23 protein-coding genes and 3 tRNA genes are annotated in these 24,277 nt (G+C 38.8%); 5 read left to right on the forward strand and 21 right to left on the reverse strand.

Annotation, left to right across the window (positions count from 1 at the left end):
* Positions 1-433: 433 nt before the first annotated feature.
* The 17 genes from lysS to FC748_RS21595 form a co-directional block, all read right to left on the reverse strand.
* A complete protein-coding gene (lysS, locus tag FC748_RS21515) occupies positions 434-1,936 on the reverse strand; it encodes a lysine--tRNA ligase (protein WP_174412966.1) in 1,503 nt (500 codons plus the stop codon).
* Positions 1,937-2,151: 215 nt separating this feature from the next.
* Entirely contained in the window at positions 2,152-3,192 is a 1,041-nt protein-coding gene (gene dusB, locus FC748_RS21520) for a tRNA dihydrouridine synthase DusB (RefSeq protein ID WP_025218339.1), read from the reverse strand.
* 106 nt (positions 3,193-3,298) lie between these two features.
* Positions 3,299-3,820, reverse strand: a complete 522-nt coding sequence (gene folK, locus FC748_RS21525) for a 2-amino-4-hydroxy-6-hydroxymethyldihydropteridine diphosphokinase (protein WP_108031342.1) — start codon at positions 3,818-3,820, stop codon at positions 3,299-3,301.
* Positions 3,820-4,185: a dihydroneopterin aldolase gene (gene folB, locus FC748_RS21530; protein WP_024362617.1), complete on the reverse strand. Its 366-nt coding sequence runs from the start codon at positions 4,183-4,185 to the stop codon at positions 3,820-3,822. The genes folK and folB overlap by 1 nt, the downstream gene beginning before the upstream one ends.
* Positions 4,185-5,039 (reverse strand): dihydropteroate synthase, encoded by an 855-nt coding sequence (gene folP / locus FC748_RS21535; protein WP_108031345.1) that lies wholly within the window; start codon positions 5,037-5,039, stop codon positions 4,185-4,187. Before folP ends, folB begins: the two co-directional genes overlap by 1 nt.
* Positions 5,040-5,052: 13 nt before the next feature.
* The gene (gene pabC / locus FC748_RS21540) at positions 5,053-5,892 is read right to left on the reverse strand and encodes an aminodeoxychorismate lyase (RefSeq protein WP_108031347.1); all 840 of its coding nucleotides are present in this window, start codon (positions 5,890-5,892) and stop codon (positions 5,053-5,055) included.
* Position 5,893: 1 nt separating this feature from the next.
* Positions 5,894-6,475, reverse strand: coding sequence for an aminodeoxychorismate/anthranilate synthase component II (gene pabA / locus FC748_RS21545; protein WP_108031349.1), 582 nt, complete (start codon positions 6,473-6,475; stop codon positions 5,894-5,896).
* Positions 6,472-7,881: an anthranilate synthase component I family protein gene (locus FC748_RS21550; protein ID WP_024362613.1), complete on the reverse strand. Its 1,410-nt coding sequence runs from the start codon at positions 7,879-7,881 to the stop codon at positions 6,472-6,474. Before FC748_RS21550 ends, pabA begins: the two co-directional genes overlap by 4 nt.
* 371 nt (positions 7,882-8,252) lie before the next feature.
* The gene (gene cysK / locus FC748_RS21555) at positions 8,253-9,182 is read right to left on the reverse strand and encodes a cysteine synthase A (protein WP_024362612.1); all 930 of its coding nucleotides are present in this window, start codon (positions 9,180-9,182) and stop codon (positions 8,253-8,255) included.
* Between the two features lie 152 nt (positions 9,183-9,334).
* Positions 9,335-10,300 (reverse strand): peptidyl-prolyl cis-trans isomerase, encoded by a 966-nt coding sequence (locus FC748_RS21560; RefSeq protein ID WP_024362611.1) that lies wholly within the window; start codon positions 10,298-10,300, stop codon positions 9,335-9,337.
* A complete protein-coding gene (gene hslO / locus FC748_RS21565; protein WP_024362610.1) occupies positions 10,284-11,165 on the reverse strand; it encodes an Hsp33 family molecular chaperone HslO in 882 nt (293 codons plus the stop codon). The genes FC748_RS21560 and hslO overlap by 17 nt, the downstream gene beginning before the upstream one ends.
* Before the next feature lie 21 nt (positions 11,166-11,186).
* Positions 11,187-11,954, reverse strand: coding sequence for a type III pantothenate kinase (locus FC748_RS21570; RefSeq protein WP_025218335.1), 768 nt, complete (start codon positions 11,952-11,954; stop codon positions 11,187-11,189).
* Positions 11,955-12,208: 254 nt separating this feature from the next.
* Positions 12,209-13,042, reverse strand: a complete 834-nt coding sequence (locus FC748_RS21575) for an aldo/keto reductase (protein ID WP_108031351.1) — start codon at positions 13,040-13,042, stop codon at positions 12,209-12,211.
* 122 nt (positions 13,043-13,164) lie between these two features.
* The gene (ftsH, locus tag FC748_RS21580) at positions 13,165-15,192 is read right to left on the reverse strand and encodes an ATP-dependent zinc metalloprotease FtsH (protein ID WP_108031353.1); all 2,028 of its coding nucleotides are present in this window, start codon (positions 15,190-15,192) and stop codon (positions 13,165-13,167) included.
* Between the two features lie 280 nt (positions 15,193-15,472).
* The gene (gene hpt / locus FC748_RS21585; protein WP_025218332.1) at positions 15,473-16,015 is read right to left on the reverse strand and encodes a hypoxanthine phosphoribosyltransferase; all 543 of its coding nucleotides are present in this window, start codon (positions 16,013-16,015) and stop codon (positions 15,473-15,475) included.
* Positions 16,016-16,083: 68 nt separating this feature from the next.
* Entirely contained in the window at positions 16,084-17,490 is a 1,407-nt protein-coding gene (gene tilS, locus FC748_RS21590) for a tRNA lysidine(34) synthetase TilS (protein WP_108031355.1), read from the reverse strand.
* A gap of 28 nt (positions 17,491-17,518) precedes the next feature.
* Positions 17,519-19,912 carry a SpoIIE family protein phosphatase gene (locus tag FC748_RS21595; RefSeq protein ID WP_024362604.1) on the reverse strand — a complete coding sequence of 798 codons (2,394 nt, stop codon included), beginning with the start codon at positions 19,910-19,912 and terminating at the stop codon, positions 17,519-17,521.
* A gap of 373 nt (positions 19,913-20,285) precedes the next feature.
* Between FC748_RS21595 and FC748_RS21600 the strand changes: the two genes are divergently transcribed.
* The 4 genes from FC748_RS21600 to FC748_RS21615 all read left to right on the forward strand — a co-directional run bounded on the left by FC748_RS21600 (position 20,286) and on the right by FC748_RS21615 (position 21,088).
* A tRNA-Gly gene (locus tag FC748_RS21600) sits at positions 20,286-20,360 on the forward strand.
* A gap of 10 nt (positions 20,361-20,370) precedes the next feature.
* Positions 20,371-20,447 (forward strand) — tRNA-Met (locus tag FC748_RS21605).
* 5 nt (positions 20,448-20,452) lie between these two features.
* Positions 20,453-20,524, forward strand: a tRNA-Glu gene (locus tag FC748_RS21610).
* A gap of 315 nt (positions 20,525-20,839) precedes the next feature.
* Positions 20,840-21,088 carry an SND2/TMEM208 family protein gene (locus FC748_RS21615; protein ID WP_024362603.1) on the forward strand — a complete coding sequence of 83 codons (249 nt, stop codon included), beginning with the start codon at positions 20,840-20,842 and terminating at the stop codon, positions 21,086-21,088.
* A 179-nt stretch (positions 21,089-21,267) separates the two neighbouring features.
* On the opposite strand, the gene FC748_RS21620 is transcribed toward FC748_RS21615, so the two are convergent.
* From FC748_RS21620 to yabP, 4 genes are all read right to left on the reverse strand, one after another.
* Positions 21,268-21,696 (reverse strand): S1 domain-containing RNA-binding protein, encoded by a 429-nt coding sequence (locus FC748_RS21620; protein ID WP_024362602.1) that lies wholly within the window; start codon positions 21,694-21,696, stop codon positions 21,268-21,270.
* 134 nt (positions 21,697-21,830) lie between these two features.
* Entirely contained in the window at positions 21,831-22,235 is a 405-nt protein-coding gene (locus FC748_RS21625) for an FtsB family cell division protein (RefSeq protein WP_024362601.1), read from the reverse strand.
* A gap of 16 nt (positions 22,236-22,251) precedes the next feature.
* Positions 22,252-22,743: a spore cortex biosynthesis protein YabQ gene (gene yabQ, locus FC748_RS21630; RefSeq protein WP_024362600.1), complete on the reverse strand. Its 492-nt coding sequence runs from the start codon at positions 22,741-22,743 to the stop codon at positions 22,252-22,254.
* Positions 22,740-23,039 carry a sporulation protein YabP gene (yabP, locus tag FC748_RS21635; protein ID WP_004229167.1) on the reverse strand — a complete coding sequence of 100 codons (300 nt, stop codon included), beginning with the start codon at positions 23,037-23,039 and terminating at the stop codon, positions 22,740-22,742. The genes yabQ and yabP overlap by 4 nt, the downstream gene beginning before the upstream one ends.
* A gap of 246 nt (positions 23,040-23,285) precedes the next feature.
* Between yabP and FC748_RS21640 the strand changes: the two genes are divergently transcribed.
* Positions 23,286-23,789, forward strand: a complete 504-nt coding sequence (locus FC748_RS21640; protein WP_238600234.1) for an AAA family ATPase — start codon at positions 23,286-23,288, stop codon at positions 23,787-23,789.
* Positions 23,790-24,277 lie beyond the last annotated feature (488 nt).

The raw sequence follows: 24,277 nt of genomic DNA on the forward strand, positions 1-24,277 counted from the left end.
GTTTTCAAGGTTCATTTTGTCGCTGTTCGTTTCAGCAACTTTTATATAATACCATTTTCAAACTTAGCTGTCAACAACTTTTTAAAATATTTTATTTCCTTAAGAAGTGACAACTTTTAAATCTTACCACTTTCGAATGTTGTTGTCAACATTTTTTTGCGGTCGTTATTTAAGAAGTTTGTGATACTTAATGTTACGTCGTCTTAACGACAAGTAATAATTTATCACGATTCTAAGATCTCTGCAAGTATTTTTCTGCAAAAATATTATTTCTTTAAAAAAACGTCATTAGTAAGCTATTAATAGTAGTTTCTAGCTACGATGTTTTTACAATTATTCTTGCTTTGAAAACATTGTTATTACTATACCTCTGTTTTTGTCATTTCTCAATAAAAAAAGAGACCCTTTTCAACAAGGATCTCCTTTTTAATTATTATTTCGTTATGTGGCGCATTGTTGGGAATAATAGTACATCACGAATTGATGGTGAGTTTGTAAGAAGCATGATTAGACGGTCAATACCAATACCTAATCCACCTGTTGGCGGCATACCGAATTCTAAAGCTTCAATAAAGTCATTATCCATTTCGTGTGCTTCGTCATTGCCCGCTTCTTTCTCAGCTAGTTGCGCTTCAAAGCGTTCACGTTGATCGATTGGATCATTAAGCTCTGTGAATGCATTCGCATGCTCACGACGTACGATAAACAGCTCAAAACGATCTGTGAAACGCTCGTCCTCTGGATTTTTCTTCGCTAAAGGAGAGATTTCTACAGGATGACCGAATACAAAAGTTGGCTGTACTAGTGTTTCTTCTACTTTTTGCTCGAAGAATTCATTAATAATATGACCGACTTCATGCGCAGCTTTGACTTCTACCCCGTGTTCTTTTGCAAGTGCTTGCGCTTGTTCCTTCGTCATTGGCTGCCAGAAATCAACGCCTGTAGCTTCTTTAACCGCATCTACCATATGAACACGTCTCCAACCTACAGCAAGGTTGATTTCATCTTCACCGTATTGTACGGATGTTGTGCCAAGAACTTCTTGTGCTACATGGGCAATTAAGTTTTCTGTTAATGACATGATATCTTTGTAGTCTGCATATGCTTCGTACAGTTCAATCATTGTGAACTCCGGATTGTGACGAGTTGAGATACCTTCGTTACGGAATACACGGCCAATCTCATAAACTTTTTCTAGTCCACCCACGATTAAACGTTTTAAGTGCAATTCGATAGCAATACGCATGTATAATTCCATATCAAGTGCATTATGGTGAGTAATGAACGGACGAGCTGCTGCACCACCGGCAATTGTATGAAGCATTGGTGTTTCTACTTCTAAGTATCCTGCATTATCTAAATAGTTACGAATTGCACGGATAATTTTAGAACGCGTAATAAATGTTTTTTTGCTATCTTCGTTTGTCATTAAATCTAAATAACGTTGACGGTATCGTTGTTCTACATCTTGTAAGCCATGGAATTTTTCAGGCATAGGACGTAGCGCTTTTGTTAGGAACGTAAATCCTTCAGCCTTCACTGAAAGTTCTCCCACTTGCGTACGGAATACGTTACCACGTACACCTACGATATCACCAAGGTCAGCTTGTTTAAATAAGTCATAAGCTTCTTCACCAACATGATCCTGACGAACGTAAATTTGAATTTGTCCACCTAAATCTTGAATATGTGCAAAGCCAGCTTTCCCTTTACCGCGCTTTGTCATAATACGACCTGCGATAATCACTTCTTGTAGGTTTTCTTCTAGCTGTTCTTTTGTTTGATCTGCAAATTGTTCGCGCACTTCTGTAGAAAGATGTGTACGCTCAAATCGACTACCGAATGGATCTTGACCGTTCTCTTGAATAGCAGTCATTTTTTGACGTCTCACCAATAGCTGATCATTTAACTCTTCTATGTTTGACACTTGTTTCACTCCTTATTAAATTGTCCGCGTTTACGTCCATAATATTTCTATTGTACACAATTTTAAAGCTGTATTCATCTGTTTCGGTTTAAATTCCATAAGAGTTAAAATAATTAATAATTCTAAAAATTAAAGTAGACAGATTAGGTTGTTCTATATTTACTTTTACATCAATCATAACAAAAGAGACATCTCAAAATTAAATTGAGATGTCTCTTATCACATTATATGATAATTTCTTTTTGCTCTGGTACATAAATTTCAGACTCACGTTGCTCATAGTCTTGCACAATTCCATTTAATATAGCACGTAGCTCTGTTGCTGTTTCAGTTTGATTAATAGCACTGCGGGCTTTACCGTTACCACGAATACCTTTTAAATACCACGATGCGTGCTTACGCATTTCGCGCACAGCCACACTCTCTCCTTTTAATTGCATCAGGCGTTCAAAATGCAATAAACATACATCCATTTTTTCGCGAACGCCAGGCTCGTCTTTTAACTCTCCTGTTTCCAAATACTGAACTGTACGATAAATCATCCACGGATTACCTAATGCTGCTCGTCCGATCATTACAGCATCCACCCCTGTTGTATCTAGCATACGTTTTGCATCTTGGGGCGATTCAACATCACCATTACCAAGTACAGGGATATTGACATTTTCCTTTACTTGACGAATAATATCCCAATTTGCTTTTCCTTCGTACATTTGCACACGTGTACGGCCATGAACCGCTACTGCTGAAGCACCGGCACGTTCAACAGCCTGCGCATTTTCCACAGCAAAGACATGTTCATCGTCCCACCCAATACGCATTTTTACACTGACTGGCTTTTTCACCGCATCAACAACTGCAGCTACCATTTCGTAAACTTTGTTTGGATCTAGCAGTAAACGTGCACCTGCTTCACACTTAATTATTTTATTGACTGGACAGCCCATATTAATATCAATAATGTCAGCAGTTGTATTTTCGTCTACATACTTCGCCGCTTCTACAAGTGTCGTTTTATCTCCACCAAAAATTTGTAGTGAAAGGGGATTTTCACGTTCGTCAATATATAGCATACCTAACGTTTTTTCATTTTTACTAACAATCCCTTTATCACTAATCATTTCTGCATATACTAGCCCTGCTCCGAATTCTTTCACCGTTAATCGAAAAGCAGAGTTACAGATACCAGCCATTGGTGCTAATACGACACGGTTGTCCATGACAATATCGCCAATTTGAAACGGCTTTTCAGTTGTCTGACTCAACGTCGATTTCCTCCTTCTATGGGCTTTCACCCGTCATTGCTAAAGATGTATTGTTAATGCTTTTGGCATTTATTATTAAGCTCTCCACAAATCAAACTTATGCACATTATTTCATAGACGGCATCAATCTCGTATCCGCCGATTGCTTCCATAGTGTTACGCCTTCCTCTTGCAAATTCATCTGTTGCAGGGTTGTGTGTGCTCTTTGTAATTGCTCTCCAGATGGAGTAGGCGTAATTTCTATTAATGGTACTAACACAAAAGCTCGTTCATACATTCTTGGATGTGGCACAAGTAAGCTCTCTGTTTCAATATTTTCGTGATTGTAGAGTAGAATGTCAAGGTCGATGATTCGAGGCCCCCATCGAAACTCCCGAACACGACCTAACTCGTTCTCTACCGACTGACAAATCTTTAGCATTTCACAAGATGAACTACTTGTTCTAACATGAACCGCGATATTTAAAAAATCTGCTTGGTCAGTAAAACCTACAGCCGCTGTTTCATAGATAGAAGAAACCCGAATAACTTCTAGCCCTTCTTTTTCCATTAAAAGTTCGATTGCACGCTGAAGGTTGGCATAACGTTCACCAATATTTGTACCAATCGATATATATACGTCATTCATTAGAAGTCACCTCTAGTTATCTCAACTGAAACTTCTTTGTAATAACCATGTATCGGTGGATCTGGTTTAATGAGCTCAACTCGTACACCTTTGACCTTATCAGGATATGCAGAGAGTATACTATTAGCGATTTTCGCAACAAGAGCTTCAATTAGTTTAAAAGGCTCGCCCTCAACGATATCACGACAAAGCGCATACACTTCAGCATAATTCACAGTATACGTTAAATCATCTGTGTCACCCGCTTTAGTCATATCAACCGCTAATGAAACATTGGCGCGAAAGCGTTGGCCCAGTGTTGTTTCTGCTGCTAAAACACCATGATAGCCATAAAACTGCATGTCCTTTAAATGAATATAGTCCATTACGCTTCCTCCTTGTAAATACGTTTACCAACTAACACATCAGCCATATGTGCAGCACGAGCCATTTCTTTCACATCATGCACACGGATTAGATGACAACCTTTTTCAATGCCATAAACAACAGTTGCGCATGTTCCTTCAATCCGTTCTTCTACAGGAAGCTGCAATACATTGCCTATCATTGACTTGCGCGAGGTTGCTAATAACACAGGGTATCCCATATTCACTAAATCCGCTAGATGCTGCATCATTGCAATATTTTGAGCCGTTGTTTTAGCAAAACCGATGCCTGGATCCAATATGATATGAGAATCAAGCACACCCGCCTTCTTCGCAATAGCAATACTCTGTTCTAAATCCGCTTTGGCTGTTGCCCAAAAATTACTTCCATAATCTTTGTTTTCGCGATTATGCATTAAAATAATTGGTACATTTAGTTCCGCAGCAACTTCTGCAATGGCAGGTTCTGATTTGGCACCCCAAATATCATTAATAATATGAGCACCCGCTTCAATCGCCGCCCGTGCTACGCTCGCTTTATACGTATCAACTGAAATAATAGCTGGCACTTCCGCTACTAGTGCCCGGATAACCGGTACAATACGCGCAATTTCATCATCATCAGAAATACGCTCATAACCAGGGCGTGTCGATTCACCGCCAACATCAATAATTTTCGCACCTTCAGCTACCATCTTTTTAGCCTGCTCTACAGCGGCATCCACGTTATTATATTTTCCACCATCTGAAAAAGAGTCTGGCGTGACATTTAAAATACCCATAATAAATGTTTCACTGTTATAATCTAAAGTAATCCCATTAATTGTTAACGGTGTTGTATAGTTTTCTAGCATTTTAATGCTCCTTCTATTGTTGTTCCACCTCTTTGAAAAACGCCTCATGTAAACGTAAATAAATCGGTCCTTTATTGCCTAAAAACTGAATATCTTCTAACATGCAAATCGGAACAAGCTCTTGCACAGAGTTTGTAATAAAACATTCGCTCCCTTGCTCCACATCGTTTTTAGTAAATAAACCTTCTCGTATTTCAATACCTACTGACTGCGCATGTTCTAGTACCCATGCTCTCGTAATACCAGGTAATATACCCGCTTCTAAAGAAGGCGTATATAGTATATCATCTTTCACCCAAAATATATTTGAAGTGACACCTTCAGCCACATAGCCCTCCTCTGTTAAAAAGAAACCTTCCTGCATGGCTAAAGAGGACATTTCAAACCTTCCTAAAACGTTATTGCCATAATGATGCGACTTGACACGTAAAACGCCTTCAGGAGTATTCCGTCTTACCTCTAACCATTGCGCTGTTTTTTCCTTACCACGAGGAGTATCAGGCAACTCTTTCCGAAAGACGATTACATTGGGTTGTGTATACTCGCTCGGTTGCAAACCTATACTATGCTCCCCAGCAGATACATTTAAACGAAAATAACCATCTTGCCCACCGGCAGCTAAATTTAGTTGTTTAATAACAGCTAGTAAATCCTGTTTTGTATAAGGCAGATGAATATGGAACTGCGTAAGTGCCGCTTGTAAACGTTCCATATGCGCTTCCCAAAATAATACCTTCCCATTGTAAGTACGCAACGTCTCGAAAAAACCTAAGCCATATAAAAAACCATGGTCAAATGGTGAAATTCGCAATTCCTCCGCTGCTACATAGTTCCCGTTCAACCAGCACTGCATATTACTTCGCTCCTTCTACATACAATTCGATAAAATGACGTAGAAGCTTTTTCCCCTGTTCCGTCATAATAGATTCTGGATGATATTGAACTCCTTCGATTGGATACTCTTTATGCCGAATGCCCATAATTTCTCCTTCTGCAGTCCACGCTGTCACATCAAAACAGGCTGGTAAGCTTTCTTTTTCCACAATGAGCGAATGATATCGTGTTGCTTGAAATGGATTGGGCATACCTGCATGTAGGCCCTTTTCCGCATGCAACACCGGAGACGTTTTACCATGCATTAAACGTTCTGCACGAATAACATGTCCTCCAAAAACTTGAGCTATTGCTTGATGTCCAAGACACACCCCTAAAATAGGAATATTTCCCGCGAAATATCGAATGATGTTTAGACTTTCACCAGCTTCGTTCGGACTACAAGGCCCAGGAGAAATCACAATCATATCGGGCGCAAGTTTTTCAATATCCGCAATTGTGAGCGAATCATTTCTTTTTACAAATAACTCATGTCCAAATTCTCCAAAATACTGCACAAGATTATATGTAAAAGAATCATAGTTATCAATCATTAAAATCATTTTGCTCGCTCCTCCGCCATTGCCTTAGCCTGCCACATAGCTTTTGCTTTATTTAAAGATTCTTGGTATTCTCTTTCCGGAACAGAATCAATAACTATTCCTGCACCAGCTTGGATATAGGCCATCCCATCTTTAACAAACGCTGTTCGTATTACAATATTCAACTCCATATCCCCTGTATAGCCTAACCAGCCAATGGAACCCGTATATAACCCTCGACGGACTGGTTCTAATTCTTCAATAATTTCCATCGTACGAATTTTAGGTGCTCCTGTAATCGTCCCACCTGGGAACATCGCTCGAACGACATCCGCATTGGTCTTTCCTTCAGCTATCTCACCACGCACATTTGACACAATATGCATGACATGGGAATAGCGTTCAATGACCATAAACTCATCGACCTCCACTGTACCGTATGCTGATACTCTCCCTAAATCATTACGTTCTAAATCAACGAGCATCACATGTTCTGCTCGCTCCTTCTCGTTATCAATTAACTCCTGTGCCAACGCAATGTCTTGTTCATCAGACTTTCCTCTCGGACGCGTTCCTGCTATTGGTCGTGTTGATAACTCCTTACCTTGGCGTTTCACCAATAGCTCTGGTGAACCAGACACAACCGCAAAATCAGGGGCTTCAATATACGCCATATATGGCGAAGGATTAAATGCACGTAACGCTTCATAAACATCCATTGCTGTAGCATTTAATTTTTTCGATTGACGAACTGATAAATTCACTTGAAACACGTCACCTTGTGCTATATAGCTTTGAATTTTCCTCACAGCAGCTTCAAAGGCAGTGCCTGCAAATGACACAAGCAGTTCACTTTCATCATTTACCACTTCAACAGCATTTGTCTTTTCAAATTTCCTTAACTGCAAACCTTCCTGTGCCGCTACTTGCCAAGCATGTGCTCGCTCTTCAAGGTTCACATCACAGTTTGCTAACTTCATAAACGTAACTTCATTTGTCTTAACATCATGTACTGCCCAACAATCAAATAAATAAAAATAAATATCTGGCACCTTTAAATCATCTGTTGCTAGTTCTGGCAGCTCCTCAATTTTCCGTGCGTAATCATATGACACAAAACCGATGGCGCCTCCTTGGAAAACAGGCAGTTTAGCATCATAAGTTAATTGATAGTTCGCTACTAACTGTTCTAACAAATCAAGTGGCTCCCCGTATAACATTTCGCGAGTGCCATCTCTCCACTCTATAAGCAAACCACCCTCAATTGATTGAGCAGTTGCTAATGGCTGCCATGCGGCGATCGAATAGTGCCCGCCACGTCCACTCTCTAAAAATACATGAGCTTTTTCATCTGTCGTTTGCTTTTTATAGCTATAAAAAAACGCGTCTGCGTCCATTTTCACTGATTTCGTAGATAATGTATTCACGTTGTTCTTCCCCTTTGGATCATATGATGTGATTCCATCTTAACGTGAAAAATGCAGAGATGCGAATTTTTTTTGCTCCTAAAATAAATAACTATAAATGCCACTTCTTGCTACAACCGATTGCCAATACTGTTCGTGTCTATTGGCACGATTTCTTGCTCAAAATAGCGAGGGAATATCAGCCCATTTTTGTTCCATGCAGGCGTTTTGTATATAGTCTTTTTAAGAATTAAGTTGCAGACTAAAAGTTGCTCCTTCTCGTCAAATAGCGGCTCTTCCATAAAAAAAAACTGTAGGCACACTCTCAAATTTTTGAGATTGCCTACAGTCTATAAGACTCCCTTTTAGAAGGATGTCATTTTGTCTGAAAATTAGTCTTCAAATTGGTATAAAGGTGTAGATAGGTAACGCTCACCATTTGAAGGTACGATTGCAAGGACATTTGAGCCCTTACCTAAGCGTTTTGCTGTCTCAATTGCTGCATAGATTGCTGCACCTGAAGAAATACCGCATAGAATACCCTCTTCACGCGCTACTTTACGTGCTACTTCAAACGCAATTTCATTTTCTACAGGGAATACTGAAGAATAAACGTCTGTATCTAAAACAGAAGGCACGAATCCAGCACCAATACCTTGGATTTTATGTGGACCTGGTTGACCTCCTGAAAGTACTGGAGAATCTTTTGGCTCAACAGCAATAATTTCAATTTCTGGGTACTTCTCTTTTAATACGCTACCAGCACCCGTAATTGTACCACCTGTACCAACACCTGCAACAAATCCATCTAATTTCAAGCCGTCAAAAGCTTCCACGATTTCTGGCCCTGTTGTTAAACGGTGAACAACTGCGTTTGCTGGGTTAGTGAATTGCTGTGGTAAAAAGTATCCGTGCTCTGCAGATAACTCTTCCGCCTTTGAAATGGCACCTTTCATGCCAGCTGGTCCAGGTGTTAACACTAAATCAGCACCATAAGCACGCAGTAAATTACGTCGCTCTAAACTCATTGTTTCTGGCATTACTAAAATTGCTTTATAGCCCTTAGCTGCAGCAATCATTGCTAATCCAATTCCTGTATTACCAGAAGTAGGTTCAATAATCGTACCACCTGGTTTTAACGTTCCGTCTTTTTCAGCAGCTTCAATCATCGCCAACGCTAAACGGTCCTTTACTGAGCTCCCTGGGTTAAAATACTCTAATTTAACATATACAGTACCTTCATTTTCACTTGTTGCATGATTTAATTTTACAATTGGTGTTTTACCAACTAATTCAGCTACTGAGTTCGCTAATCTACTCATTTATTATTCCACTCCTAATCCCTACTAATTTTATAGGTTTTACTTATTTTGTATTTTATCAATTTTCCAGTTGCATTGTCAATCAATAAAGCTTATATTTTCAGAATATTTATTTGAAGCCAGAAAGTACGTTACTTTCTGGCTTCCTTTTATCATTTCTTTTCTTCACCATAATACCAAGTCGCCTTAAATTCAGACCAAAATGCTTCAGGTGTTATTGATTGTTGCAATTGCTCCAACGCAAGCTCCCGTTCGATATGTTCTTTCACATCGTCATATGTAAAGGATTGACCTTCTATTACTTCTTGAACTTGCACAATTCCGTAATGGCCATTATCTAACTTAAATACCTTACTAATTTCATTTGCCGATAACGTTTTAACCGCTTTTAACAGAGCTGGATCAATATTGCCCTGCTTCTCTGTTAAGAACCCTATGTCTCCACCTAAGCTAGCCGATGCACTGTCAATTGAAATTTCACGTGCCAGCACAGAAAAATCAGACCCATTTTTTAGTTCACTTAACGCTTCTTCAGCAGCTTTTTTTGAGTCTACCTCAATAAAATTTGTACGATAACTTGTGTCAGTATTATATAACGCTTTATTTTCTTCATAGTATTTTTTAATACTGTCTTCTTTAATCACAACATCTTTTGTTAGTACTTTATCTAAAATAAGCCCAGAGCGAATTTTCTGCTTTAACTGGTCGGCCGAAAGATTTTGCAATGCTGTATCGAATTTATCTTGAGCTGAACGCATTAACGCAAGTTCTAAATCAATCTCTTGATTAGACACTTTTATTTTATATTTATCAGCAGCCTTTTCCATAACAGATTCATTCACTAAGTTTTGGAGAGTTTCTTTACCATAGCGTTCTTCCATAGCAATCATCCACTCTTGGCGTGTTATTACATCGCCATCAACGGCAGCGACTTGTTCGTCGCTACCAATTTCCTGACCTTTATTTGGAATTAACCAAGCAATAAACCATAAAAAATTCCCTAGTAATAAGATAGCAATAACTATTAAAGCCGGCTTTGTTTTTAAACGGCGTTGCAATAAGGGCGTTTGGTTGGGTGTTGAAGATGTCTGTGGTCTCCGATTACGCGTTGAGCTCATCGATAAAACCTTCTAGTTCTTCTTTTGAGAAATGATATGTTTCTAAACAGAAGTGACATTGTGCTTCAGCCGCACCATCTTCATCAATCATTTCTTGAATTTCCTGCGAACCCAAACCTAAAATTGCTGCACCAAATCGCTCTTTTGAACATTGACATTTAAATTCAACCGGCATTGAATCTAAAATTTGGACTTTTCCTTCTCCTAATACAGCCTCTAAAATTTGCTCTGGCGTATAGCCCTTTTCAATCATTTTCGATACAGGCTCTAGCGTCGCTAAATGTTGCTCGATTGCGTCGATTGTTTCTTCTTCACAGCCTGGCATAAGTTGAAGAATAAAGCCGCCCGCCGCTAGAATAGAATTATCCGGATTAACTAGTACACCAAGCCCTACAGATGAAGGCACCTGTTCAGATGTTGCAAAATAGTAAGTAAAATCTTCTGCAATTTCTCCAGATATAATTGGTGTTTGGCCAGAGAACATATCACGTAAGCCCAGATCCTTGACAATCGTTAACGCGCCTTCCGTCCCGACACCAGCTCGTACATCCAACTTGCCTTGTTCGTTTAAATCAAAATGCACGTGTGGATTTGTTACAAAACCACGCACTTCACCTTGAGCGTTACTATCAATTACCATAGGACCGATTGGACCATTACCTTCGATTTTAATGGTAATCTTTTCTTGACCTTTTAACATAGCTCCCATCATGACACCAGCAGTCATGGAACGACCAAGAGCTGCAGACACAACTGGCCATGTATTATGACGGCGTTGTGCTTCTCCTACAGTTGCTGTTGTACAAGCAGCGAAAACACGCACCTGCCCATTAAATCCTAAACCTCGAACTAAATAATCTTTCATAAATGAAAAGTCCCTCTTTTCTTATTGGTTACGTTTATATAACTTATATAAACCTTTTAATGTTAAAAATGGATCAACGACATCTATCACTTGCGTCTCCCCAGCAATTAAATTGGCTAATCCTCCAGTTGCAATAACAAGTGGCTCTTCTTTACTTTGTGCCTTCATGCGATTAACAATGCCCTCCACTTGTCCAACAAAACCATAAAAAATGCCGGCCTGCATCGCAGAAACGGTTGTTTTTCCAACAATATGTGTAGATCGAAGAATTTCAATACGTGGTAATCGAGCTGCCTGCGTATAAAGTGCCTCTGTTGAAATCGAAATGCCTGGAGCAATAGCACCGCCCATATAATCGCCTTTTTCATTCAAATAACAATATGTTGTTGCCGTACCAAAATCCACAATAATTAACGGTGCTTTATAAGCATCGAGCGCTGCTATAGCGTTTACGATTCGATCTGAACCAACCTCTCGTGGGTTTTCATATTTAATGTTTAAACCTGTTTTTACACCGGGTCCAACGACCAATGGTTTTTTCCGGAAATATTTTTTGCACATTGCTTCTAACGAAAACATAATCGGCGGTACAACCGAGGATATAATAATGCCAGTAATTTGTTCAAATGAAATGCCTGCATGGTTAAAAAAAGCGAGTACTTGCATCGCATATTCGTCTTCCGTTTTATGAAGATCCGTAACCATTCGCCAATGAAAAGCGAGCTGATCATTTGTATCATAGACTCCCAATACAATATTTGAATTTCCTGCATCCAATACTAAAATCATGGCCGATGCCTCCATATCAAATTCGCCCCCATGAAACCGACTGAGTTTCATTACTATCAACAAACGTTTGTTTGTGTAACTTCACTTCATCGAACTAGAGGCGCTTATTTTCAGTTTAAGAAGGCGCTTCGCTGAACACCAAATAAAGTTTGAACACTTTAGAAAATGATACCACACTTTTAAGCCAATGAAATAGCATTACTACTTACGATAAAAGGAGCCACCCTACATTTTAGAAGGTAGCTCCGTAACCATTATTTAAAATTAAATTTTTCAGGGTCTGGTCCGCAACGTAAGCCGTCATTCATAGCATCTAACTGTGCCATTTCTTCATCAGCTAATGCAAAATCAAAAACATCTAAGTTTTCAGTCATACGTGATGGTGTCATTGTTTTTGGGATTGTTACAACACCATGTTGAACATCATATCGCAAAACGATTTGTGCTGGTGTTTTGTTGTATTTACTTGCTAACTGTTGAATTAACGCTTCCTCCAACAAAGAACCATTCATTAATGGTGACCATGCTTCAACTTGAATACGATGTTCTTTACAATAATTACGTACTTCTTCCTGTGTCAGATGGGGGTGAAATTCTATTTGATTGATAACAGGAATAACCGTTGTTTCTTTTAATAAATGTTCTAAATGATGTACATGAAAATTGCTGACACCAATGGAACGAACACACCCGTCCTGATAAATTTTTTCAAGCGCTTTATATGCCTCAATATAGTTCGTATCTAAACCTGGCCAATGAATTAAATATAAATCTAAATAATCTAAACCTAATTTTTCTAAACTGCTAGCGTATGCGGCAAGTGTCTCTTCATAAGAAAGTCCGTCATTCCAAACTTTTGAAGTTACAAAAAGCTCCTCACGCGCAACTAGACCTTCATCAATTGCTGCGCGAATTCCTCGCCCAACGCTTTCCTCATTACGGTACACTTGTGCAGTATCTATGCTACGATAACCTTTTGCGATAGCCGTTTTAACAGCTTCCGCCAAATCATCTCCATCTGGTACACGGAATACACCATAGCCTACTAAAGGCATTTCTAGTCCATTATTCAATGTTACGTTTTCCATGTTCAACACTCCTATCCATTATGCAGATGCATAACATACTATTTACATCGTAATGCTTCATGCAAAAAAAAAGCAAAGAAAAAGACTGCTTATGAAAATTTCATAAGCAGTCTTTTATGTGATTAATCACGTTTTTCGTCGATCCCTTTAGGAGCATCCTTTTGGTCGAAACCTTCTTTTGGTAAATCCGCTGTTGTTGGATTTGGCGCTTCGCTTAGCAATTCTTTTTCAAGAACAGGTTTACCGACTTTTTCTAAAGTTGGTTGTGCTTCAGCTTTAGGCGCTTGTTCTACAACGTTTTCCACCGCTTCAGGTTCTGGTAAAATACCATGATCACGTAAATGTTCGATTTCTTGCGCATTTAATGTTTCTTTTTCCATTAAAGTATTCGCAATTAAATCAAGTAAATGGCGTTTTTCTGTCAGAATACGTTTAGTACGTTCATACTGCGTATCGATAATTTTTTGCATTTCTTTATCGATTTCATAAGCAATTGAATCTGAGTAGTTTTGATCAGAGTTGAAGTCACGACCAAGGAATACATTCCCACCTTGACTTGACCCAAATTGCATCGCACCAAGATTTTCACTCATACCATATTCTGTAACCATTGCACGTGCAATGCTTGTTACCTTTTGGAAGTCATTATGAGCCCCAGTAGATACTTCACCTAGCACGATTTCTTCAGCTACACGACCACCAAGAAGTCCCGCAATACGGTCTAACAGCTCTTGTTTTGTTGTGAAGAAACGTTCTTCCTTCGGTAACATAATCGCATAACCACCCGCTTGACCACGTGGTACGATTGTTACTTTATGAACTGTATCTGCTTCATCAAGCTCTAGACCAACAACAACGTGACCCGCTTCATGGAAGGATACAAGCTTTTTCTCTTTTGCAGAGTAAACGCGGCTCGCTTTCGCTGGACCTGCAATAACACGGTCAGATGCCTCATCGATATCGGCCATATTAATCGTACGTTTACTTTTACGTGCTGCTACAAGTGCAGCTTCGTTTAATAAGTTTTCTAAATCCGCACCCGAGAAGCCTGGTGTACGTTGTGCTACAGCTGCTAAATCGACTGAATCCGAAAGAGGCTTATTGCGAGCATGCACTTTTAGAATGGCTTCACGACCTTTTACATCAGGATGTCCCACTGTAATTTGACGGTCAAAACGACCAGGACGTAATAACGCTTTATCTAAAATATCTGGACGGTTTGTTGCTGCGATAATAATAATTCCTTCGTTTGCACCGAAGCCATCCATTTCAACTAATAATTGGTTCAATGTTTGCTCACGTTCATCGTGACCACCGCCAAGACCAGCACCACGCTGACGACCTACAGCATCAATTTCATCAATGAAAATGATACATGGAGCATTTTTCTTCGCATTTTCGAATAAATCACGCACACGTGAAGCACCTACACCGACAAACATTTCCACGAAGTCAGAACCTGAAATCGAGAAGAATGGTACGCCAGCTTCACCTGCTACTGCACGAGCAAGTAATGTTTTACCTGTACCTGGAGGACCTACAAGTAAGATACCTTTTGGAATACGAGCACCTATTTCAGTGAATTTGCGGTGATCCTTTAAGAAATCAACGACCTCTACAAGTTCCGCTTTCTCTTCATCTGCACCCGCTACATCAGTAAAACGAACTTTTTTCTTTTGGTCATCATAAAGCTTAGCTTTACTTTTACCAAAACTCATTACTTTATTGCCGCCACCTTGAGATTGACTCATTAGGAAGAAGAATAAGAAGATGATAATGATGAATGGAATAATACCTGTAAAGAACTGTACCCATCCACTCGTTTCTGGTGCTTTCAAGAAATCTATATTGCTATTCTTATCCTTAGCAGCTTCATCGATTCGATCCATCAATGATTGGTTATCGCGGGGAAGGTTCACTGTGAAACTTTCGCCTTTTTCATAACCTTTCATGGAACCTTCAACAATATATACTGATTTATCAGGTTGAATTTTTGCTTCTGTAATTTCATTCTTATCAAGAGCTTCTAAAAACTCTGGGTAAGTAATTTCTTTCGTCGGCGATTTACCGCCATTGAAAGTACCAAATATACCAATGATCACTAGGAAAATCAGTAAATAGAATATGGTATATCGAAATATTCGATTCATCTCCAGCCTCCTCATTACAAACAGAAAAATTATAAGTAAAATCTTAACATATCATGATTTCATCATACAACGAAAAGCCTTACTTAAAAAAAGTTTCGTTCGAATTTTGTCGAAATCTAAACATATTTACTCCCACTAATTACAATCCCAGCGAATTTGCAACCGGTAATTCTCTTTTGGCGCAGCTTTCGATGCGTCCGAAAGAGAATTGTTTTTTAACTAAGTCATCCGCTGGAGGCATTAACTTGTACCCACTTTTTAATCCAAGTGGGCTAAGGCATTAAAATGAATAAACTTCCGGCTTTAAAATACCAATATAAGGTAAATTACGGTATTTCTCAGCGTAGTCTAAACCATAGCCAACAACAAAGCCATCGGGAACTTTGAAGCCAACATAATCAGCAGCAAGGTTTACTTTTCGCCCTGATGGTTTGTCTAAAAGCGTTACAATTTTAATGGATTTTGCTTTACGGTATTTAAATAAATCCACCAAATAGCTTAGTGTTAATCCGCTATCGATGATGTCCTCGATAATTAATACATCACGACCTTCAACACTTGTGTTTAAATCCTTTAAAATTTTCACTTCACCAGATGAAACAGTCGCATTACCATAGCTAGATACATCCATAAAATCTAGCTCAATAAAAGAATCAAAACGTTTCATTAAGTCTGTCATGAAGGGCATCGCGCCTTTAAGTACGCCAACAGCTAACGGGAATGAATCTTGATATTCCTCTGTCAATTGGGCACCTAGCTCAGCGATTCTTTCTTGCAGTTGTTCTTCTGTAATCATAATTTTTTCGATGTCATTTTGTAACATATTGATTCCTCCTCGTGTGTATCAAAAATTTTCAACCTGTATGTAGGTGAAATATTTTACAAAGACCATTAGTCTACGATGAGCACTGTATCATCGCTTGGTTGCGGTGTAGTTGAAAAATAAACACCCATACGCACACCAATTACCGCTACGACCTCGTTAGATTGAGAAATCAGTAACGGCCAGCTATTTCGCTCATTTAAAGGAATCTTTTCATCTATAAAAAGGCGAGATAAACGTTTTGGCTTATCCATTCCTTTTAACAGCATTCGGTCTCCTTCCTTACGTGCCCTAATATAGAGTGGAAGTGTAAGTTTATTAGCGTTAAAGTAAAAAAGTTGTGCACTATCCGTAAGCAATTCGGATGCTAATTCAGACAGCTTAACGACAGATAGACGGACACCATTTTTTAATGTTGTCCTATCATTAGCAGTTAAAACAATTCCTTTTTCAGGGTAAATTTCACTTTCTAATGATTCGCTTTTCTGAATCGTCAATTTGCCATAACGGCGAACTGCCATAAAACCTTCTGGTAAGTGAATTTCTGCATACCCAGATGTTGTTTCACAAAGCTTTAAAAGCGAAGTTAAGATAGCATAACTTTGTATCGTATTTGAATCTTTGTAAAGATAGTTTAATAGTATTAAAATGAGCCTCCTTTGTAAAGCAGGTGCTACCATTTCAAATGCTTCTATCTCCATACTATACATATTTTCGTTGTATATTTTTACTGTTTTTGAAAATATGTCTTGTGCAAGTGTCATTAAGTACGCATCATCCTCTTGCAAATGCTTTGTAAATCGACTCGTCTGCTCAGCTACACGTGGGTTTTCCGCCTCCAATAGGGGTACTACGTGGTGTCTATAACGATTTCTTACGTAGGAGTCTTTCAGATTGCTCGCATCTTCACGATAATTCAAACCCTGCTTCCGTAAATATTCCCTTATTTCAGACTTTGTAACCGTTAAAAACGGACGAATTAATGATTTTCCTGCAAAAATACGCTTTGGACGAATACCTTGCATACTATTCATCGTAGCATTTTTCGTCAGGGCCATTAATACTGACTCCAGTTGATCGTCCGCATGATGTGCAGTTACAAGCTTGGTTGCCATCGTTTTATGTATAACTTCTGCAAAATAACGATAGCGTTCTCTACGACAAACTAACTGTGAGTTGCCATTTTCCAGTGCTAAAATTTCTGGAATGGGAATGGCTGTTGCATGCAACCTAATGCCATATTTATCGCAATAGCGTTGGACAAAAGCTCTATCCTCAGCGGATGCCTCACCTCTTAACATATGATCGACATGCACTGCCTCGACCTCAATGCCCCATTGCTCTTTAGCTTTCACAAAGTAATGGAGTAGTGCCATTGAATCTACACCACCCGAAACGGCGACGAGAAGATGGTCGTCTTGCTGTAATAATTGCTCTTCATCAATATATTGTTTGACCTTTAATTCAAATGACAAACGCTTCTCCTCCCCTTTTCGTTTCTTTTTACGAAGATTTACTCATGGAATATTGAGCCGGTTTAAATACAGCCCATGTTGGCACGACGTGGGTAACCTCTAACATCAATACCGTACAGTCATCCTCTATTGCATAGTACGATTGGAAGGACTGCATGATTGTTGTTAACTTATCTTGTATGGTTTTATTTGTGCTTGCTACCTGCTGTGCGAATGCTAAAAAGGCTTCTTCTTGCTCATCCCAATCGGCAATACTTGAAAACAGGCCATCGGAATGCATTAGTATAACATCGCCCGCCTTGAGCTTTCTTTTTTCAGCTTCAACCGCCGAAATCGACAAAAACCCAACAGGTGCTGCGTTACTCTCTACTTTCAATACCTCTTTGCCTCGTAAAATATAGGTGGACATGCCCCCCGCCTTCCACGACCATAAATCGCCATGTTGTAAATCGACTAGAGCAAAGTCGAGCGTAGCGTACATATCATCCTGTTGCTTAAGAGACATCACATAATGTAAGGTATGCATCGCGGTCTCCGGATTCATATTGAAATTCAAACATTCCCGCATTAAATGAATCAATTTTCTACTCTCATGCTGTGCTTCTTTACTCTGTCCCATACCATCAGACAACAATATGGCAAATAACCCTGGATGCAGTTGGAATAGCGCGTGTGAATCACCTGAATATAGCGTTGCATCTTTTGACATGCTATATATATCATACTCTACTTCAAAGCTAATAGCTGATCTAAAGCTTACTTGAATGTGACGAAATGGTACATCACACGCAACAACTTTATCGATTTCAAACGGTTCTTCAAAAATATCGTATAAAATTGGCAAAATCATACGCTCTGCTACTGTTGTATCCTCTTCCCAATTAACACGTGCAGGAGCTAGTGCACATACGATTTTTCGCGCTCCCGCCTTATTGCTCAGCACATCAAGCTGAAAACACTCGATATGAGCATCCTTCAAGCGTTGAATAATATCCTTCTCTACGCTGACGAAAGAGATTGTTTCTTCTTTCATCTCTGCAATTAACTGACTAAGATGATTACTCATATCGCGTAACTGAAGGGCAATCATTTTTTTACCATGAAAATACTGTCCATTAATACGCTCCCTATACAGTTCCGTCTCCAATTCCTCGAAAATTTTTGTTGATTTAACACATTTATATCGAATTTGCTCTTCCACACGGTGGATAGACGATTCTTTCCCTACACCTTTCATATGAAACCAATCTGTCATAAGCTTGTCCATGCCATTATTTTGCGCTCCCCAGCACCGATCATGGCGAAAACAACTTAAACATGTATTCATAGGAGCCACTTCTTCTTTCACTGCTACAGGGGCCGTCATAAAGCGTTCAAATACAAGTTCTTTCATGAAATGAACGAAATGTTGAAAGTGCTCTAGCTTAAATGTAACATGTTCTGTCAACCAATGTTGCCTAGCTAATAACACTTCTTCACGTTGTGGGAAAAGCTTGTTACGCACTTTATCTGAATAGCTTTTAGGAAGAACTAAAAAAAGCAAACTGCCTATAGCAATTGACGTGAAGTACACGCTATCTAATGGCAACGTTGCGTCATAAAATAAAAAAAACACACTCGGCAAAATGCTACCAATTGCTACACCAAATCTCCCTGCACGAGCCCCCATACCTGCACAAAGCCCCGTTAAGGTTGCAACCGACAACATCCCTGTAAAAGATAACTTTGCCACACCTATAAGTGCTCCTAATACCGCTCCTATTACAGTAGCTAGCGGCACACTTCCCACCGATGCACCAAAACAAATAAGTAGTTGTAATAAAAAAATGGGTAGAGAAAAATAGCTAATGACGACGGCCTGCATCCCCGTAAGCATAGCCGCAAATACAACTAATGCTGAGCCTAGCCGTTCATATGTCCAATGGCTTGTAAACCACTCATAGGAGTTAACAAAAAGCACTTGCATAAATAACGTCATAATGAGCGCTAAAGCTACTTCACATCCTACATAAAATTGTACAAGCACTGGCGGAAGCCCTTGGTGCATTACTCCTTGCCATAATACTTGTACGATAAGTACTGCAAGTGAAACGGCAATACTTTGAGGTAACTGCCAATATCGGAAACGTTGTATACATTCATACATGCCTATTTGTAATGCTAGAATGAGGACTTGTCCAAAACCAAGGAAATAACAGCCTATTAAACCGCCTATTAAGACGAACTTCGCATACTCTTTATATTTACTGCGAATAATCGCCCAAAACGGGACAGAGAAAGGTACAGCTGCTTCAAACACCACAGATTGAGCTAAAAAAAAGGATGTTAAGAAAAATAGGGAACCTATCAGCAATTGCCTTTTTCTTGCCCCCGATTTTTGGTCGTCTACATTCGCTGTTTCATACCATTCAACACTAGTCATTACATAATCCCCTTTCTACACTTTTTCGTTATTATAAGAAATTATGTGTGGAAAGATTGTCTGACGATGGCAAAAAAAAATATAAACATTTCGACGAATACATATGCATAAATACGTTAATTGTCAGCAAGTACTAAAAAAATAGGATACTGAGCAAAATTACAGTAAATATTTTTCGGAATATTCTATTATTACGTGTTTTTATGGTGCTAACGTCATTTTTTGCGCTAATATTCATGCGCTCATGGTGTTTGTTCTCATGCAAATAGATGCTTTTTCATTTTTTTAAGATTTTTATTAAACTTTTTTCATAAAGAATATTGACACTTGGTTTAATGGATTGTATTATTTAACTTGTCCTTAAAAAAGAAATGCGGAAGTAGTTCAGTGGTAGAACACCACCTTGCCAAGGTGGGGGTCGCGAGTTCGAACCTCGTCTTCCGCTCCAATAACATTTCGGCGGCCTAGCTCAGCTGGCTAGAGCGTACGGTTCATACCCGTAAGGTCGGGGGTTCGATCCCCTCGGCCGCCACCATAATTGGCCCCTTGGTCAAGCGGTTAAGACACCGCCCTTTCACGGCGGTAACACGGGTTCGAATCCCGTAGGGGTCATACTGCAAAATGGCTTAGAAGTATTTTCTAAGCCGTTTAAATTGTCGATAAAAGGCATCAAGAGTGAAGTTTAACTCCTTGATGCCTTTTATTTTTTTGTGTTTTTAACAATACTGAAGTGAAACCTTTTGTAAACAAGAACCGATAGTACTTATTGAGCATCACATGGCAAGTCCATCCTCAGTGCAAATCAACATCCATATTAATTGGCTATAATGCCTTACCAACTTACATCAGCACTTTTCGTATGCCTCTTTGCCAAAACTATGGCATACTTATGATAAAATGCACATGTTATTAGGAGGTTACCTTTCTTTGAGTTTATTAACGAAAGCAGCTTTAATTTGCGGGAGTGGCTCCATGATTATTCTCGTATCCATACTCATTAACTTACCGTTTGCCATACAAATATTTTTACTCCTTACTGGACTAGTCGTAAGCGTATACGGCGTGTACTTACTCGTAAAAATGGTGTCCCAGCCAGCGCAAAAGACAGTTAAAACAACACAGGAGCAACCTGCACCTGCTCCTAAGAAGAAGAAAAGACCAACCTCAACATTATAAGGTGTTTTCTTTATTTGCGTAGTTTCAATCTTTTGGAATTACGTTTTTTTTGACCCTTATCATTCCAAATATACATATTCTATAGACTTTAAACCAAAAAAGATTAGCCTTTGTCATAAACAAAAGCTAATCTCCGTTCTATTTAATACACTTTTTCTACGATTAAAACAGTCAGCAAACTACCCTCTTCTAGCCCCGCGACCACCACGTTTTGACTCTGTAGCACGTTTTAATGTTGCTAAACGCTCATCACTATCTTTTAAGAAACGTGCCATTTTTTGCTCAAAGTTTTCCTTCGGCTGATGGCGTTCGTTACGATCGTTAGAACGATTGTCACGACGCGGACGTTGAGGACGCTCTGGTCTCTCAGCTTGAGGCTTTGCTTTACGGATTGAAAGACCGATCTTTCCATCCGCTTCAACATTCATCACTTTTACTTCAACTTCATCTCCAACTTTTAGATGCTCATTGATATCTTTTACATAATTGTCAGCAACTTCACTGATGTGTACTAAGCCTGTTTTGCCGTCTGGCAGCTCAACGAATGCTCCAAAATTTGTGATTCCTGTTACTTTACCTTGTACCTTGCTGCCTACTTCAATTGACATAAAAAAAATGCTCCTCCTTAAAAATTAAGCGACTCTTTTGAGCCATGTAATCAATTTAATCAAACTTTTTACTTCAATAAGTTTCTCTTTTCATTATATATAACTAAAAAAGAGTGTCAACAATACATAGCTTTTCAGTCGTCTTTTTTATCTTCCTTATCTGGCATAATGAAAATAATTTCGCCTTCCTCAGATAAGAAGTACTCTTTACGCAATAACTTTGCAATATACTCATCATCTTCTAATTGTTTAATTTTAAGATTGAGTGAATCCTGTTCCTCTTTTACCTTCATCAAATGCTGATTGGCTTCTTCTTTTTTCTTTTCCTTTGTAGCTAGCGTTTCAGACTGATGGGCAAGTATATTTAAGAGAAAGGCGATGATAACGACTGGCGCAATCGCAAAAAAGACAATACGACGCATTTTTCGTTTACGCGATTGCACTTTACGATTTATAGCCTTATCCGTGTTACGGACATAGTCATTATCAAGCTTGGTGTAGTTTTTCTGTTCATCTTTTGATGAATGACGTCTAGTCATGCCCGCACCTCCGAAGTTATTGTTGTCTTTTATTATACTTGATATATCGAAATTTTTTTAATAAAGTGTAGGACAAATACGAATAAATTTTGACAAAAGGCCTTAAGACGAACGCAGCAATTTTAATGAATATCTGTAATATTTGTCGAATAATAGCGATTATTAATCGGACAATAAACCAAAAAGGTCTCCATGTTATATTCACTACAATGCGTGCCATGAAACGTAAAAAGGTTTGAAAAAAAGTCTGATATAAAAATATACCAGCAATCTGCGCTAGCGGGTCGTAAGCCCGCCACGCGCCATCTTTTAGCCAAAATAATAAATAATACGTTAACCCTCCAAGCAGAATCCATGTCAGTAGCTCTAACACCATCATCCACTTTCGGAGGCTTGACTTTTTTGGAGTTGAAAAAACTATGAGCCTTACACTATCAATTATAAATCCCACTGCTATACCGCTCACAACCATGACTAATAGCTGAACGAATTGCTGACTAACAATCATCCAAACAATTTATGAAGGAAACCTTTCGAGAAGCCACTTTCCTCCTCGTCATACTGCAAGGTTTTTACAGTTCCTTCAAGTGTCAATAACCCTTTGTCAACATCTAAGTGAACGATATGCAGTTCCTCTCCACGAATCAATAAATGCCCTTGGGACGTCTTGATAAAAAACTCTTCCTGATCAAAGCGTTCAATTGATTTTACAGAAGTCATGTCCATTCTTTTACGATTACGAATCGTTAAAATATGCTCTCCAGATGGAATTGTGTAACGATTACTTTCTTGATGTAGCGTCATTTTTTTCCTCCTTTAGTCGTCCTAGCTTCTGTTCACTTTATGCGGACAACCTTCAAAGCATGACAAACTTTATGGAAGTTGCCTTACTTTTAAGAAGAAAAATTTACAACGTTACCTACACTGCTATCCATGACACTTTGGCAAAACTGCCATTCAAATTGTTGGCAATCCTGCACAACTATATATTATCACTAGCACCTTCTCGTCTTTTTAGCTAGCGTTTTGCCCGCCTACATTAGCGGCAATATGGCAGAAAACAAAGAAGCAATTATAGTAACGTTTGGTAATTTTAAAGATGGGACAGGCAAAACGACGAATAGTACGATGATTGCGCAAGCATTATCAATGAAAGCATATAAGGTTCTTTTGTTTGATCAGGATCCACAAGCAAATACAACATCTATTTATTTAAAAACAAAAGCATTGGATTCAGATGAAATCGTTTCATTAAACAAAATATTAATGACTGTTATCCAAGAAGAGAATCTTGCACAAATCGTGACAGAGGTAAAAGGAAATCTATACCTACTACCAAGTTTCAGTGATTTCGCATTTTACCCTCGCTTCTTAGAGAAGAAGTTCCCAAATGATAAAACAACCCGTGTTCAATACTTTCCTTCATTAATCGAACCATCAAAAAAGATTACAATTTTATCTTTACAGATGTACCGGAAACAATTTCCACCATTACAGATGCAGCGCTTTATGCTTTTATTTTGTAGTAGTTGTACTGCAAACACAAGAGCGTAATTAACAAGGGGGCGAAGTGTTCACTGAATATCTGCAATTATTAATTGACGAATATGGCGCTAAATTAGATATTTTCGGTATTTTACCGGTGCTTTTGAAAAAGGGGGCGGCAATTGATTTAGCCACACTTTGATTTATTTACATATCTAAATACTTATATATGGATATATGGATATATTTTTGTTTTGGGAATTTATTTACACCAAGTTAAGGTGGTATATGCGTGTGCTAAAATGAATCGAGCAAGGTAGTTGGTCGTTAAAAAGGGAAAAATGATATTTAAATGCGATATGCGCCACCTATCATGTTGATATGTACGAACGATCTGCGAGTCGATTTGTTAGATGAAACACTTCTTCCCACCGATCGAATGATAAATTATTTGACAGCTCGACCAGTACGCAATGACAAGTGCGTGAAGCCTAAATCATACTTTCGAATTTCATTTCAAATGAGCGTAACAGTCTTGCAGAACGACTCTTCTTCAA

Source organism: Lysinibacillus sphaericus (assembly GCF_005217585.1).
GTDB classification, from domain to species: domain Bacteria; phylum Bacillota; class Bacilli; order Bacillales_A; family Planococcaceae; genus Lysinibacillus; species Lysinibacillus sphaericus.

Excerpts from the sequence above, each read along its gene's own strand:
- folK (WP_108031342.1), bottom strand. The coding sequence starts at position 3,820 with ATGAATGACGTATATATATCGATTGGTACAAATATTGGTGAACGTTAT.
- folB (WP_024362617.1), bottom strand. The coding sequence starts at position 4,185 with ATGGACTATATTCATTTAAAGGACATGCAGTTTTATGGCTATCATGGT.
- folP (WP_108031345.1), bottom strand. The coding sequence starts at position 5,039 with ATGCTAGAAAACTATACAACACCGTTAACAATTAATGGGATTACTTTA.
- pabC (WP_108031347.1), bottom strand. The coding sequence starts at position 5,892 with ATGCAGTGCTGGTTGAACGGGAACTATGTAGCAGCGGAGGAATTGCGA.
- pabA (WP_108031349.1), bottom strand. The coding sequence starts at position 6,475 with ATGATTTTAATGATTGATAACTATGATTCTTTTACATATAATCTTGTG.
- cysK (WP_024362612.1), bottom strand. The coding sequence starts at position 9,182 with ATGAGTAGATTAGCGAACTCAGTAGCTGAATTAGTTGGTAAAACACCA.
- FC748_RS21560 (WP_024362611.1), bottom strand. The coding sequence starts at position 10,300 with ATGAGCTCAACGCGTAATCGGAGACCACAGACATCTTCAACACCCAAC.
- hslO (WP_024362610.1), bottom strand. The coding sequence starts at position 11,165 with ATGAAAGATTATTTAGTTCGAGGTTTAGGATTTAATGGGCAGGTGCGT.
- FC748_RS21570 (WP_025218335.1), bottom strand. The coding sequence starts at position 11,954 with ATGATTTTAGTATTGGATGCAGGAAATTCAAATATTGTATTGGGAGTC.
- FC748_RS21575 (WP_108031351.1), bottom strand. The coding sequence starts at position 13,042 with ATGGAAAACGTAACATTGAATAATGGACTAGAAATGCCTTTAGTAGGC.
- ftsH (WP_108031353.1), bottom strand. The coding sequence starts at position 15,192 with ATGAATCGAATATTTCGATATACCATATTCTATTTACTGATTTTCCTA.
- hpt (WP_025218332.1), bottom strand. The coding sequence starts at position 16,015 with ATGTTACAAAATGACATCGAAAAAATTATGATTACAGAAGAACAACTG.
- FC748_RS21595 (WP_024362604.1), bottom strand. The coding sequence starts at position 19,912 with ATGACTAGTGTTGAATGGTATGAAACAGCGAATGTAGACGACCAAAAA.
- FC748_RS21620 (WP_024362602.1), bottom strand. The coding sequence starts at position 21,696 with ATGTCAATTGAAGTAGGCAGCAAGGTACAAGGTAAAGTAACAGGAATC.
- FC748_RS21625 (WP_024362601.1), bottom strand. The coding sequence starts at position 22,235 with ATGACTAGACGTCATTCATCAAAAGATGAACAGAAAAACTACACCAAG.
- yabQ (WP_024362600.1), bottom strand. The coding sequence starts at position 22,743 with ATGATTGTTAGTCAGCAATTCGTTCAGCTATTAGTCATGGTTGTGAGC.
- yabP (WP_004229167.1), bottom strand. The coding sequence starts at position 23,039 with ATGACGCTACATCAAGAAAGTAATCGTTACACAATTCCATCTGGAGAG.
- FC748_RS21640 (WP_238600234.1), top strand. The coding sequence starts at position 23,286 with ATGGCAGAAAACAAAGAAGCAATTATAGTAACGTTTGGTAATTTTAAA.